The 14434-nt window shown below is 57.6% G+C and carries 12 protein-coding genes and 1 pseudogene; 9 read left to right on the top strand and 4 right to left on the bottom strand.

Features of this window, described 5'->3' with window-relative positions; all coding sequences use genetic code 11:
• Positions 1–17: 17 nt before the first annotated feature.
• The 3 genes from ligB to KVG91_RS11195 form a co-directional block, all read right to left on the bottom strand.
• On the bottom strand, positions 18–1682 hold the full coding sequence (gene ligB, locus KVG91_RS11205; protein ID WP_169378941.1) for an NAD-dependent DNA ligase LigB: 1665 nt from the start codon (positions 1680–1682) through the stop codon (positions 18–20).
• Positions 1683–1781: 99 nt separating this feature from the next.
• Complete coding sequence (gene metK / locus KVG91_RS11200; protein WP_124425287.1) at positions 1782–2972, bottom strand: methionine adenosyltransferase; 1191 nt, start codon at positions 2970–2972, stop codon at positions 1782–1784.
• Between the two features lie 18 nt (positions 2973–2990).
• Positions 2991–3986 (bottom strand): ArsR/SmtB family transcription factor, encoded by a 996-nt coding sequence (locus KVG91_RS11195; RefSeq protein WP_169378940.1) that lies wholly within the window; start codon positions 3984–3986, stop codon positions 2991–2993.
• 259 nt (positions 3987–4245) lie between these two features.
• Between KVG91_RS11195 and tkt the strand changes: the two genes are divergently transcribed.
• From tkt to KVG91_RS11150, 9 genes are all read left to right on the top strand, one after another.
• Positions 4246–6243, top strand: coding sequence for a transketolase (tkt, locus tag KVG91_RS11190; RefSeq protein ID WP_169378939.1), 1998 nt, complete (start codon positions 4246–4248; stop codon positions 6241–6243).
• A gap of 138 nt (positions 6244–6381) precedes the next feature.
• Positions 6382–7437, top strand: a complete 1056-nt coding sequence (epd, locus tag KVG91_RS11185) for an erythrose-4-phosphate dehydrogenase (RefSeq protein WP_169378938.1) — start codon at positions 6382–6384, stop codon at positions 7435–7437.
• A 17-nt stretch (positions 7438–7454) separates the two neighbouring features.
• The gene (locus KVG91_RS11180) at positions 7455–8618 is read left to right on the top strand and encodes a phosphoglycerate kinase (RefSeq protein ID WP_169378937.1); all 1164 of its coding nucleotides are present in this window, start codon (positions 7455–7457) and stop codon (positions 8616–8618) included.
• A 29-nt stretch (positions 8619–8647) separates the two neighbouring features.
• Positions 8648–8875, top strand: coding sequence for a hypothetical protein (locus KVG91_RS11175; protein WP_169378936.1), 228 nt, complete (start codon positions 8648–8650; stop codon positions 8873–8875).
• Between the two features lie 27 nt (positions 8876–8902).
• Positions 8903–9235, top strand: coding sequence for an MliC family protein (locus tag KVG91_RS11170; protein ID WP_169378935.1), 333 nt, complete (start codon positions 8903–8905; stop codon positions 9233–9235).
• Between the two features lie 311 nt (positions 9236–9546).
• Positions 9547–10611: a class II fructose-bisphosphate aldolase gene (gene fba / locus KVG91_RS11165; protein ID WP_217894887.1), complete on the top strand. Its 1065-nt coding sequence runs from the start codon at positions 9547–9549 to the stop codon at positions 10609–10611.
• 298 nt (positions 10612–10909) lie between these two features.
• The gene (locus KVG91_RS11160) at positions 10910–11308 is read left to right on the top strand and encodes a hypothetical protein (protein ID WP_169376813.1); all 399 of its coding nucleotides are present in this window, start codon (positions 10910–10912) and stop codon (positions 11306–11308) included.
• 266 nt (positions 11309–11574) lie between these two features.
• Positions 11575–12618, top strand: coding sequence for a hypothetical protein (locus KVG91_RS11155; RefSeq protein ID WP_169376812.1), 1044 nt, complete (start codon positions 11575–11577; stop codon positions 12616–12618).
• A gap of 22 nt (positions 12619–12640) precedes the next feature.
• A complete protein-coding gene (locus tag KVG91_RS11150; RefSeq protein ID WP_169376811.1) occupies positions 12641–13651 on the top strand; it encodes an alpha-xenorhabdolysin family binary toxin subunit B in 1011 nt (336 codons plus the stop codon).
• 277 nt (positions 13652–13928) lie between these two features.
• On the opposite strand, the pseudogene KVG91_RS11145 reads toward KVG91_RS11150, so the two are convergent.
• Positions 13929–14428: pseudogene (locus KVG91_RS11145) on the bottom strand (polysaccharide lyase family 7 protein); the annotation flags it as partial.
• Between the last annotated feature and the right edge of the window lie 6 nt (positions 14429–14434).

Raw genomic sequence — 14434 nt, 5'->3', positions numbered from 1 at the left:
TGATGGCCGGCTGGGGCTCAAAACCCGTCGATGCCGGCCACGCGTAATGTGTCTGCCAAGGCCTGTACTTGCGGGTCGCGGAAAAAGGCGCTCAATTGCGCTGCGCGGCCCGGGCCGATGCCATCGATGGCCAGCCAGGCTTGGGTGTCCCTGGCGACCAGCGTGTGCCAGTCACCTTCAAGGTTGTTACGTGCCGCAGGCGGTACGCCCAAGGCTTTGAGCCATTGTGCAAAGGGCCGTTGCCGCGCGCTTTGAAGGCTTTCGAGCACTCGCGCACGGCTGCGATCACCGAAGCCTTCAATGTTAGCAAGCTCTGCCGCATCCAGGGTCAACCAATCGAGAAAGCCTGCGATTAGACCGGCCTGGATCAAGACGTTCCAGGTCTCGCGGCCTATATGGGGTAACGCAAGGCCCTGGTTGCCGCTCAACCAGGCGAGGCGTGCCAGCAACTGCTCTTCGCAGCCAGGGTCCAGTTGCCAGCAGCTCAAGGCATGAAAGTCCCGCGGGTCAGGCACGTGCAGATCTGCCCGATGGGTGTTTCGCAGGATGACGTCGTCCAGCCGGGGGATCACCTGGCCCGCCAGGCTGATCGACACCTGGTCGCCGGGGCGGATATCCAGCGCCTGCCAGCGCTTCAACGAGCCTGCGCTCACCCGGCTGATCGTGCGGTCATCCAACTTTACTGGCTCCAGCTCCAGCATGGGCGTGATGCGCCCGGTGCGGCCGATTTTAAATTGCACGTTGCGCACCCGTGCCAGCGCCTTGACCACCGGGTATTTCCAGGCGACCGCCCAGTAAGGCGCACTGACCTGCCAACGGTCGGGGGGCGCGTGTTGTGCCTGGTGCAGCACCACCCCATCGCTGGCGAACGGCAGCGGGTGGTTGTACCAATAGGTGCGCCAGTGCGAGGCGTCGGCGATGTCCCGAATGGGCTGGCTGTAACGCTGGCTGTCGGCGAATCCCCAGCGCGCCAGGGTGGCCAGGCGTTCGGCAAATGAGCCAGGCCCTTCAGGCCACGCCCAGACGAACAGGCCAATGCCCGCGGCGTCGGTGTCGTTCAATCGCAGACGGTTCATCAGCCCGGCCACTCTGCTGCGGGCATTGAGCCCTCCATTGGCCGATTGCACATGATCGTCGAGGCGCCAATAGAGTTCGCCTTGCAGCACCAGGTCGATGGGCTCGGGCAACTGCTGGACAATACCCGGAACATGGCGTGCGGAGGCAGACCAGTCGTGGCCCTTTACTCCGTCGCCTCGGCTGATGACTTGGCGCAGGCGCCCCTGGCGATACACCAGGGTTACCGCAACACCGTCCACCTTGGGCTGGATCCAGACATCCTGCCGCGTGCCCAGCCAGGTGCCGACCGCCTGTTCATCCAGTAATTTCTCCAGGCCGGTATGAGCAACGGGGTGAGCCAGGGTGCCGCGTGAGCTTGCCAGCGGATGGTCGGGCGTCAGGGTGGTTTCGGGAAAGCATTGACGCCAGTGGTCCAAGCGCTGGCGGGCCTGGTCGTAGAGTTCATCGCCGATGGGGGATTGGCCAAGCCGGTGGTAGCTGTCATCCCACTGGCGGATCTGTTCGGCGAGGGTGCCGAGCTGTGAGCGGGCGTCTTCCGGGCAATCGTCGGCCCACGCCGAAAGGGACAACGCGTTGAGTAAAAGAGCAAACAATAAACGCATCATGAGCATCCTTGCCCTGAAAGGGGTGCCCAGCCTAAATGATTCACACGGCCACAAAAAAGCCCCGACAGCGCGGGGCTTTTTTGCCGGGTATTTCAGCGATTACAGGCCTGCGGCAGTACGCAGGTCGTTGGCGCGGTCGGTTTTTTCCCAGGTAAACGTGGTGAAGGTGTCGTCGCCGACCGTCTTCTGAGCAGGGGTACGGCCGAAGTGGCCGTAGGCTGCGGTTTCCTGGTACATCGGGTGCAGCAGGTCGAGCATGGTGGTGATGGCGTAAGGGCGCAGGTCGAAGATCTCACGCACCAGCTTCACGATCTTGTCATCACTGATCTTGCCGGTGCCGAAGGTGTTCAGCGAGATCGACGTAGGCTGGGCCACACCGATAGCGTAGGACACCTGGATCTCGCAGCGCTCGGCCAGGCCGGCGGCGACGATGTTCTTGGCCACGTAGCGCCCGGCGTAGGCGGCGGAACGGTCAACCTTGGAAGGGTCTTTACCCGAGAACGCACCCCCGCCGTGACGGGCCATGCCGCCGTAGCTGTCGACGATGATCTTGCGACCGGTCAGGCCGCAGTCGCCCACCGGGCCACCGATGATGAACTGGCCGGTCGGGTTGATGTGGAACTGGGTGTCCTTGGTCAGCAGTTCGGCAGGCAGCACGTGCTTGACGATCAGCTCCATGACGCCTTCGCGCAGGTCGGCGTAGGACACGTCCGGGTTGTGCTGGGTCGACAGTACGACAGCGTCGATGCCGACGACTTTGCCGCCGTCGTAACGGCAGGTCACCTGGGACTTCGCGTCCGGGCGCAGCCACGGCAGCAAGCCGGATTTACGCGCTTCGGCCTGGCGTTGCACGAGTTGGTGCGAGAAGGTGATCGGCGCCGGCATCAGCACGTCGGTTTCGTTGCTGGCGTAGCCGAACATCAGGCCCTGGTCGCCGGCACCCTGGTCTTCCGGCTTGGCCCGGTCGACACCCTGGTTGATGTCGGGGGATTGCTTGCCGATAATGTTCATCACGCCGCAGGTCGCGCCGTCGAAGCCGACGTCGGAACTGTTGTAGCCGATGTCGGTGATCACGTCGCGGACGATTTGCTCCAGGTCAACCCAGGCGGAAGTGGTCACTTCGCCGGCGATGATCGCTACACCGGTTTTCACCAGGGTTTCGCACGCCACGCGGGCGAACTTGTCCTGCGCAATGATGGCGTCCAGCACCGCATCGGAAATCTGGTCGGCGATTTTGTCCGGATGCCCTTCAGACACGGACTCGGAGGTGAAAAGGGAGTATTCGCTCATCTCGATGTTTTCCTGATTTTACCGATGGTGAGTGTCGCCAGCCGGCCGCTGAAAATGGCGGACCTGGATCTGGAAACCATTACGTAAACCTACATAGAGGCTTTCCCCGGGAACGAGTCCCGCAGCGGTGGCCCAACGGGCCAGATCGTCCTGTTCAAAACCCAACCAGAGATCACCGCAGGCCTCCCTGGCCCAATTCTGGTTGTGGCTGCATAAATCCGTCACCAGCAGGCTACCGCCGGGGTGCAGCAGCCCGGCCATTTGCTTGAGGGCGTCGGCGGGTGCGGCGAAATGGTGCAAGACCATGTTCAGCACCACGCAGTCGGCCTTGATCGTGGTGCCGTCCAACGCATCGGCCAACTGCAGGCTGACATTGCCCAGCGACTCGCGCTCACAGAGCTGGCGCGCCAGTTCGAGCATCGCCGGGCTGTTGTCCAGCGCAGTGACCTGATGGAAGCGCCGCGCCAGTTCCGGCAGGAATCCGCCATCGCCAGGGCCGACTTCCAGCGCCGTGGCCTCATCACTGAAGCTCAGCTTGTCCAGCAGCGCCAGTACGCTGTCGCGGTATTGGGCAAGCCCGGCGATCAGGTCTTGCTGGGCGCGAAACTTCTCGGCAACCCGTGCGAAAAAATCTTGGCTGGCCGCTGCGCGCTGGCCGTGAACCTGGCCGATGCGCGCTTGTACCTCGCCCGGAAGGCTCAGGCCGTCCACTTCTTCGAGCAGGGCGGCGTGCAATCTGCCGCCGAGCAGCTCGGTGTGGGGCAGGGCGCGACGGTAGAAAATCGCATTGCCTTCACGGCGCGTAGCCACCAGGTCGGCCTGGGCCAACACCTTCAAGTGGTGGCTCATGCCGGACTGGCCGATGGCGAAGATCTGCGCCAGCTCCAGTACACCAAAGGAATCGTTGGCCAATGCGCGCAGTACGTTCAGGCGCAACGGGTCGCCGGCGGCCTTGCATAAGGCTGCCAGTTCATCGCCGTCGTCGGGGCGCAGTGAGGACATGGGTAGATTCATAAGGCCAGCAGTCTAGTGACGGGTGGATATCCCTGCAAGGTCAATATCAAAAAGTTTTGATATTGATCGATAAGTGGCGGTTATAAGCCGGCGCCATAACCTTTGGACGAACCGGCCGAAGGTTTCTGCAAGGGATTGGCGCCCAATGCACAGGAAAAACCTCCCCAAGTGACTATCTGTCATTGCCCGCAGGCGGTGGCTGAGGGAAAATGCCGGTCCTTTTTTCCGTTTCTTTATTCAAGCCCCCAGGAGATCAGCGATGCCCAGCCGTCGTGAGCGTGCCAACGCCATTCGTGCCCTCAGCATGGATGCCGTGCAAAAAGCCAACAGCGGCCATCCCGGTGCCCCGATGGGCATGGCGGATATCGCCGAGGTACTTTGGCGTGACTACCTGAAACACAACCCGAGCAATCCATCGTTTGCCGACCGTGACCGCTTCGTGCTGTCCAACGGCCACGGCTCGATGCTGATCTACTCGCTGCTGCACCTGACTGGCTACGACGTCACCATTGATGACCTCAAGAGCTTCCGCCAGCTGCACAGCCGCACCCCGGGCCACCCGGAATTCGGCTATACCCCAGGCGTCGAGACCACCACCGGTCCCCTGGGCCAGGGCCTGGCCAACGCCGTTGGCTTCGCGCTGGCTGAAAAAGTCCTGGGCGCGCAGTTCAACCGCCCTGGCCACGATATTGTCGACCACCACACCTACGTGTTCCTGGGTGATGGCTGCATGATGGAAGGCATTTCCCACGAAGTTTCCTCCCTGGCCGGTACCCTGGGCCTGGGCAAGCTGATCGCTTTCTACGATGACAACGGCATTTCCATCGACGGCGAAGTCGAAGGCTGGTTCACCGATGACACCCCTAAGCGTTTCGAAGCCTACAACTGGCAGGTGATCCGCAACGTCGACGGCCACGATCCGGAAGAAATCAAGATCGCCATCGACACCGCACGCAAGAGCGCGCAGCCGACCCTGATCTGCTGCAAGACCACCATCGGCTTCGGCTCGCCGAACAAGCAAGGCAAGGAAGACTGCCACGGCGCCCCGCTGGGTGACGCGGAAATCGCCCTGACCCGTGAAGCGCTGAAGTGGAACCACGGCCCGTTCGAGATCCCGGCCGACATCTACGCCGAATGGGATGCCAAGGAAAAAGGCCTGGCCGCCGAAGCCGAGTGGGACCAGCGCTTCGCGGCCTACTCCGCCGAATTCCCTGAGTTGGCCAACGAGCTGGTGCGTCGCCTGGCCGGTGACCTGCCTGCCGACTTCTCGGAAAAAGCCTCGGCCTACATCGCCGAAGTCGCGGCCAAGGGCGAGACCATCGCCAGCCGCAAAGCCAGCCAGAACACCCTGAATGCCTTCGGCCCGCTGCTGCCTGAGTTCCTCGGCGGTTCGGCCGACCTGGCCGGTTCCAACCTGACCCTGTGGAAGGGCTGCAAAGGCGTGACCGCTGAAGACGCCAGCGGCAACTACATGTACTACGGCGTGCGCGAGTTCGGCATGAGCGCCATCATGAACGGCGTGTCCCTGCACGGCGGCCTGGTGCCTTACGGCGCGACCTTCCTGATGTTCATGGAATACGCGCGCAACGCCGTGCGCATGGCCGCGCTGATGAAGAAGCGTGTGATCCACGTGTACACCCACGACTCCATCGGCCTGGGCGAAGACGGCCCGACGCACCAGCCGGTCGAGCAATTGACCAGCCTGCGCACCACGCCGAACCTGGATTGCTGGCGCCCGGCCGACGCGGTGGAATCCGCGGTGGCCTGGAAGCACGCCATCGAGCGCAAGGACGGCCCTTCGGCGCTGATCTTCTCGCGCCAGAACCTGCAACACCAGGTGCGCAGCGACGCGCAGATCGCCGACATCAGCCGTGGCGGCTACGTGCTCAAGGACTGCATCGGCGAGCCGGAGCTGATCCTGATCTCCACCGGTTCCGAAGTGGGCCTGACCGTTCAGGCCTACGACAAGCTGACCGCGCAAGGCCGCAACGTACGCGTGGTGTCCATGCCGTGCACCAGCGTGTTCGAAGCCCAGGACGCGGGCTACAAGCAATCGGTATTGCCGTTGCAGGTCAGCGCGCGTATCGCCATCGAAGCGGCGCACGCCGACTACTGGTACAAGTATGTGGGCCTGGAAGGCCGCGTCATCGGCATGACCACCTACGGTGAGTCGGCGCCGGCGCCAGCCTTGTTCGAAGAGTTCGGCTTTACTCTGGAAAACATCCTGGGGCAGGCTGAAGAACTGCTGGAAGACTAAGTCAGTCTGCGTTGTCTGTACTGGCGCTATCGCGGGCAAGCCCGCTCCCACAGGTGGATTGCGGTCTACTGTGGGAGCGGGCTTGCCCGCGATGGCGATGGTGCATTCAACACCGAACTCACCTTGATCGAGAACCCCATGCCCCAACCGCGTCCCTACAAAGTTGCACTCAACGGCTACGGCCGCATTGGCCGTTGCGTCTTGCGTGCGCTGTTCGAGCGAGGGGCGGCGGCCGGGTTTGAAGTTGTCGCGATCAACGACCTGGCCGACATGGCCAGCATCGAATACCTGACACGCTTCGACTCCACCCACGGTCGCTTCCCCGGCGAAGTGCGGGTCGAGGGCGATTGTCTGCACATTAATGGCAACTGCGTGCAGGTCTTGCGCAGTGCCACCCCCGAAGGCATCGACTGGAAAGCACTGGGCGTCGACCTGGTGCTGGAGTGTTCCGGTGTCTATAACACCCGCGCCGACGGCCAGCGTTTTCTCGACGCCGGCGCACCGCGTGTGCTGTTTTCCCAGCCGATGGCCAGCGAGGCGGATGTCGACGCCACCATCGTCTACGGCATCAACCAGGACTGCCTGACCGGCGCTGAACTGCTGGTGTCCAACGCTTCGTGCACCACCAACTGCAGCGTGCCGCTGTTGCGCCTGCTGGACCAGGCGATCGGCATCGATTACGTGTCGATCACCACCATCCACTCGGCGATGAACGACCAGCCGGTGATCGACGCCTATCATCATGAAGACCTGCGCCGCACACGCTCGGCGTTCCAGTCGGTGATTCCGGTGTCCACCGGCCTGGCGCGCGGCATCGAACGACTGTTGCCGGAACTTGCCGGACGAATCCAGGCCAAAGCCGTACGGGTACCGACGGTGAATGTGTCCTGCCTGGACATCACCCTGCAAACCGTGAGCGACACCGATGCGACCGAGGTCAACCGGATCCTGCGCGACGCCGCCACCCGCGGCCCGCTCAAAGGCTTGCTGGCCTATACCGAGTTGCCCCACGCCAGTTGCGATTTCAACCACGACCCGCATTCGGCGATTGTCGATGCCAGCCAGACCCGCGTTTCCGGCCCAAGGCTGGTGAACATCCTGGCCTGGTTCGACAACGAATGGGGCTTTGCCAATCGAATGCTCGACGTTGCGGAACATTATCTGCACATCGCTACCAAACAACCTCAACAGTAATTCAGGAACTGCCACCCATGACCGTGTTGAAGATGACCGACCTCGATCTGCAAGGTAAGCGCGTACTGATTCGCGAAGACCTCAACGTCCCAGTCAAGGACGGTGTGGTGACCAGCGATGCGCGAATCCTGGCTTCGCTGCCGACCATCAAGCTGGCCCTGGAAAAAGGCGCGGCCGTGATGGTCTGCTCCCACCTGGGTCGCCCGACCGAAGGTGAGTTCTCTGCCGAAAACAGCCTCAAGCCTGTGGCCGACTACCTGAGCAAGGCCCTGGGGCGCGACGTGCCGCTGGTGGCGGATTACCTCGGCGGCGTCGACGTCAAGCCGGGCGACATCGTGCTGTTCGAAAACGTGCGCTTCAACAAGGGCGAGAAAAAGAACAGCGACGAACTGGCCCAGCAATATGCCGCCCTGTGCGACGTGTTTGTGATGGACGCTTTCGGCACCGCCCACCGCGCCGAAGGTTCGACCCACGGCGTGGCCAAGTTCGCCAAGGTTGCCGCTGCTGGCCCACTGCTGGCTGCCGAGCTGGACGCACTGGGCAAGGCCCTGGGCGCACCGGCCCAACCGATGGCCGCCATCGTGGCCGGCTCCAAAGTCTCGACCAAACTCGACGTGCTCAACAGCCTGAGCCAGATCTGCAACCAACTGATCGTCGGCGGCGGCATCGCCAACACCTTCCTGGCCGCCGCCGGCCACCCGGTGGGCAAGTCCCTGTACGAGCCGGACCTGCTCGACACCGCCCGCGCCATTGCCGCGAAAGTCAGCGTGCCATTGCCGGTAGACGTTGTAGTCGCCAAGGAATTCGCCGAAAGCGCCGAAGCCACCGTCAAGCTGATCGCTGACGTAGCAGACGACGATATGATCCTGGACATCGGCCCGCAAACGGCAGCCAACTTCGCTGAACTGCTGAAGGCTTCCCGGACTATCCTGTGGAACGGCCCGGTTGGCGTGTTCGAATTCGACCAATTCGGCAACGGCACCCAAGTGCTGGCCAAGGCCATCGCCGAAAGCTCGGCATTCTCCATCGCCGGCGGCGGCGACACCCTGGCGGCTATCGATAAATATGGCGTTGCTGACCAGATCTCCTACATTTCTACCGGCGGTGGCGCATTCCTCGAATTCGTTGAAGGCAAAGTCCTGCCGGCCGTTGAAGTATTGGAAACTCGAGCCAAAGGTTAAGGCGCGTGATCCGGAAAAGGAGTATTCCCATGATCAAGTCGTTGGCACTGGTGATCGCAGCGGGCCTGTTGGCCGGCTGCGGCAGCACGCCAAGCGCGGCGCCAGCGCCCGGGAAACCGGTGCCGGCGTCGGAAAAAAGCTGCTACCAGGCTGATTGGCAAGCCGAGACCATGCCGGTGATCAACAAGCGCATCGGCAACGAACGGCTGGAGAAATACGACTCCGCGCCAAACGGTCAGGAACAGGGTTGCCCTTGACGGGTCTGATCAACTTGAGGATTGGCAATGAAAGGCGCTTTCGTCCTGGCAGCCCTGGCTTTATTGACCGGCTGCAGCAGCATGAACATGTTCAACAAGGCAGAAACTGCCGACAAGTGGACCACCTGGACCTGCGACAGCAAGGCCGAGGTCAACTGGCGCTTTGCCAACCCGGCCAAATCCGAGGTGGATGTTCGCCTCGGCGGTTCCGACCAGGTTTACCGCCTTAAACAGGACGTTGCCGCCTCGGGCGTTCTGTATGCCAACGACCAATTGGCGTTTCACACCAAAGGCGAGGAAGGCCTGGTTTACTGGGTGGCCACGGATGATCTGATCGGGCGCGGTTGCAAGGCTCAATAAGTGGAACTCGATCTCAAATCCAATGAGATCCAACTGTGGGAGCGGGCTTGTGTGGGAGCTGGCTTGCCTGCGATGCAGACACCTCGGTACAACAGATGTACCGAGTTGATGCTATCGCGGGCAAGCCCGGCTCCCACACAAGCCAGCTCCCACATTGATCCGGTTCACAGTGGCATTTGCACCAGGCCACACCAGCAATAACGATTCAGCAAGCCAGGTACGCAAACCCTGACCTGCAATAACTTGAATAGCAGCCGCCGCTACGGCAGGCTTGCACGAATTAACGACCCTCGACCGGGAGAGACAACACAATGGCACTTATCAGCATGCGTCAGATGCTGGACCACGCAGCCGAGTTCGGCTACGGCGTCCCAGCCTTTAACGTCAACAACCTTGAGCAGATGCGCGCCATCATGGAAGCCGCTGACAAGACCGACTCCCCCGTGATCGTCCAAGCTTCGGCCGGCGCGCGCAAATACGCCGGCGCCCCGTTCCTGCGTCACCTGATCCTCGCCGCCATCGAAGAATTCCCGCACATCCCGGTGTGCATGCACCAGGACCACGGCACCAGCCCCGACGTGTGCCAGCGCTCGATCCAACTGGGCTTCAGTTCGGTGATGATGGACGGCTCCCTGGGCGAAGACGGCAAGACCCCAACCGACTACGACTACAACGTGCGCGTCACCCAGCAGACTGTGACCATGGCCCACGCCTGCGGCGTCTCGGTTGAAGGCGAGCTGGGCTGCCTGGGTTCGCTTGAAACCGGCATGGCCGGCGAAGAAGACGGCATCGGCGCCGAAGGCGTGCTCGACCACAGCCAGATGCTGACCGACCCCGAAGAAGCCGCCGACTTCGTCAAGAAAACCCAAGTCGACGCCCTCGCCATCGCCATCGGCACCAGCCACGGCGCCTACAAGTTCACCAAGCCCCCAACCGGCGATGTACTGGCCATCGACCGCATCAAGGAAATCCACAAACGCATCCCCAACACCCACCTGGTGATGCACGGCTCTTCCTCGGTGCCGCAAGAGTGGCTGGCGATCATCAACCAGTACGGCGGCGACATCAAAGAAACCTACGGCGTGCCGGTTGAAGAAATCGTCGAAGGCATCAAGTACGGCGTGCGCAAGGTCAATATCGATACCGACCTGCGTTTGGCGTCGACCGGTGCGATGCGTCGGTTGATGGCGACCAACCCGAGCGAGTTTGATCCGCGTAAGTTCTTCGGCGCGACCGTGACTGCCATGCGTGACGTGTGTATCGCACGTTATGAAGCGTTTGGTACTGCCGGTAATGCATCGAAGATCAAGCCGATCTCGTTGGAAGCGATGTATCAGCGGTATTTGAAAGGTGAGTTGAACGCTAAGGTGAATTAAGCCTAAGGTGTTCAAAAAGAAGCCCGCAGAGATGCGGGCTTCTTTTTGCCTAGAATTTGATCAGGCGGCGTTGGGCTTATCAAAACCACGGGGTTTGATCACGCGGAACACATCCCAACGATACGCGCTCTTGGGTCAAGGCGTCTTATGTTCTGCTTATAGTTGAGCGCTATAACAAGTGGGTAAAACTGTTCTGAAAAACTGTCAATGTTAACAGGTGCGAAAAAATGACGACCCTGTAGAGTTAGGTGTGTGAGCTTTTTATAGTCGCTATTTTTAACGGAAGAGGTGTGCGATCGTGAAGCACGTTACCCAACTAGAGGCCACTTATTATAGTGAGCCTATTAATGAAACATTTTATACTTTCAAGCTGACATCGGTTGATAACGATAGTGGGAAAATTATAGGTCAGTGCGGTAAGGGGCAGTATTTGGGAAGTGATTTTACCGGGTGGTTAAGCTGGCGGGGCGGTGTGCTGCCTTATGAGGTAATTATCCACTTTAAGGCTGATGGCGAGACGGCTCTTTTGTATAGTGATGATAAAGAATTTGATCGTTTGTACGGTAAGCTTTATAGGCTTGAAAAATCGGCCTCTCTCCCGGATTTTCCTAAAGGCGATGAGCAGTACGACATTGTTTTTAATAAGGATAAGGCAGCGAGTACTCCTCAGCCTTCCACTAATGTTACGAGTGGTTGACTTGTCATGGCTTAACTTTTTTCTCTGAGAACGCATTCGTTTTACTCAAGAAAGCTTATGTTGGGTACTTATAAGATTTGTTAGAGTAGATTTTACTCTCACGCTCCCTAGCGTAGATCCTATTATTAAAAGCTCTGCCGCCGAAACCGATGTTCAAGAAAAAAACGTTGCGTGACTTTTACGCTAGCTGGCCATAGCAAAATGCTGAGTGTAAAAGCTTAAGTTTTACGTATGTATCCCTTCAATTTAAAGGTTGGAGAACAATAATGTCCAGATCGCTTGAGTATCCAATTCCCGTTTTAACGAAGGACGATGTCCGCGTTATTAGTGTCTATGTCTCTGAAGGCAAGAATATGCCTATCACCAGTACTTCTATAGCGCAACGTTTTCCCAATGAGCCCTCTGCGTGGAAACCAGAAATAGAGGCGAAGTTTAAAGCTATCTATGATCATGCTAATTCTTGGGATGGCGTTAAACGCTCTATGAGCGAGTTAAGTGGCATTCTTGATGCATTTGCAGACAGTTTTATTTCGTACGGTGACCAGGCTGTTGCCCTTATCAAAGGCATGAAGGGTTATGAAAGTGCGGGCATTGGCTCGCTGGACGCAGGGCAAATTGCATCGCTCCCTGCGGTCTCCATCGATGGAGGTGACGCTCAACCGTTTTTGAGTCTCACCGATGCAGTCAAGTCGCTTAAGGCGGCAATTGATTCAGAAAAGATAAAGACACATGCCATTTTATCTAGTGTTGATGCGTTCAAACTCACTTTGACTAACGTCATTGAACCGTGGCTAGGTGCGATGATCCAGGCATCAAATCCAGATAATCTCAATGTAGAAATATCAAACCTGCGACTACAAATTACACAGCTGAAAGACACAGTAAAGCAATCCAAGGCTGGCAGCCCAAAGCCCAGTGTCACTCCTCTTTTGGGGCTTGAACTATTACTTGCCCCCTTATATGCCGCTAAAACGGATATTTCTTCACATGCTGGTGTGTCCGCGCTCAGCGATCAACTTAAATTAAAGGTTGAATCGCTTGAAACAAGTGTTGGTTTGAGAGGGTTTATCACTAAGCTACACGACACAATGGGGCCACTTTATGATGCAGTAACCCCCGTCGTTAATTCAACGGCTCAGTTGCACACTCATTGGGATGCTGTGAGCTACGAAATTGATAATTCTGTCCATCAGTTCACTAATTACTCCCTATTGGGGTTATTTGTTTTGAAGATGGAGGCTGCCCTTAATGATTGGCGTAATATTAAGGCAAATTCTAACGTGCTTCGGGATGCGCTGACTGACGTATAAAATATTTTACGAGGTTACTATCATGAATACTGGAATTGTAACTCTATCGCGACCTAACATGGTGGCAATGAAAGGAAGCAGAATTACGATTAGATCGTATGTAAATATCCGTCTCAGTAATATAAAAAACTCAACAATAGTGGGCGACTTGAAGGCATTGGATAGTTATCGTGAGGATGTCGATCAACGGGGGAATGACACCTTGCGTAAAATGATCGATTTGTCCGATTCTTCAAGTGTTGTTAATGCATTAAGCTATCTAACTCGCGTAGATAGAAACGCAGACCCGGGTGCATTTTCAGCCTTTGAGCAAAATTTGAACTCGGTGCTCACCGATAAACAAAATGACTTGCTTCAGTGGCGTAATACCCTCAATACGGCAGTATTCAATCTAAGAACTATGAGCCTGACCGATAATACCTATAAGTTGACTGAGCTGGAGAATACAATTGCTACGCTCAGGCAAATTGCGAAAAAAGAAAGTGATGGATCACATTACGACGAGATGCTCAAGCGAATGGCTACATTGGAATCGGCAATTGAGGCGTATGAGAGTGAAACATTTCTCGATAAAGCCAAGCCTGTAATTGATGAGGTCGTCAAGACTGTTGGTTCAGTAGTTGACTCCCCTGCTACTTACAAGGCTACACTGGTGAAAGAGGGTGCGACGGTCGTGAGTTTAATTCTTAATATTGCTAACGCTGCGGTTAAATATGATGATATGGTCACCCTGCGGGGGCAGTTGGCTGTGAAAATTAATACGCGCGAACTGGCTGCGGATTTGACAGATCGGGATATCAGAGAACATGTGCACGAGCTTGAGCAGTTACGAAGTTTCGAGATGTTGAAAGGTGTAAAAACTGAATACGTCAATGAAATTCAAAAAGTCGCCGATTCCTGTACGTCTTTTCTAGATGAAGTCTACTCAAGCACGCCGTCAGATGCGGAAGGTATTGCTACCCGTTTTAATCTTCATGCACCTTTATTCCAGGCTTATGCGAGCGACCTTTTTAATCAATGGTTGCGTGTGTAGAGTTTTACTTTTTAGCGAGTGTGCTCACTCAAAAGGACGTATCTCGTGGATAGCCATATCTAACAAATTTCATGAGGGAATATGGGTTGATTATCTTCATGGAGGGCGGTATGCCCGCGATGGCGATGTGTCAGTTACCAGATAAATAAACTGACACACCGCCATTGTGGACAAGCCCGGCTGCCAAACCGGTTCACGTTGTTTGAAGGTGTGGGTTAATCAGTGAGTATTCCGAGAACTCCTCAGACGATTCCTGCTTGAAGTGAGGCCTAACAGTTCACTCGTGATCAATATCCAACTTCTCAAACGTCACCTTGGCCCCCTCGTTGGTATCCCCGCTGTTGTCCTGCACATACACGCCCGCCTTGAAGTAAAGCGGTTTTGACGCCCACGCTGCGCCGATACGCGCGTTCCATTCCTTGTCGGCGGCGTACACGGCGAGCAGTCCGGCTTTGTTCAGGTTGATCACGTAGGTGAAGCTTTTTTGCAGCGGCACATTGGACGCGATGGTGATCACGCGGCTTTCATCTTCATCCGGGCGCATGCGCACTTTGGCGACGATGTTGCCGGTCTGGGTCTTTTCCTTGAATGGGTATTCGAGTTTGATCAGCGGTTTCTGGCTGTCATAGGCATGAATCTGTCCGATCACGATCTTGCCGGTGGACGGTACCTGATTGACGGCCAAGGTGGCGCGCAGGAAGTTGTCTGCGTCCGGATAGGTCCAGTTGCGCAGACGTCCGTCGGCGTAAGTTCTCGCAATTCGCTCCGAGAATAAATCTATCC

The sequence above is a fragment of the Pseudomonas azadiae genome, assembly GCF_019145355.1.
GTDB lineage: Bacteria > Pseudomonadota > Gammaproteobacteria > Pseudomonadales > Pseudomonadaceae > Aquipseudomonas > Aquipseudomonas azadiae.
Note: the sequence above shows the minus strand (reverse complement) of the source record. Positions and strands in the feature narration are given on the sequence as shown.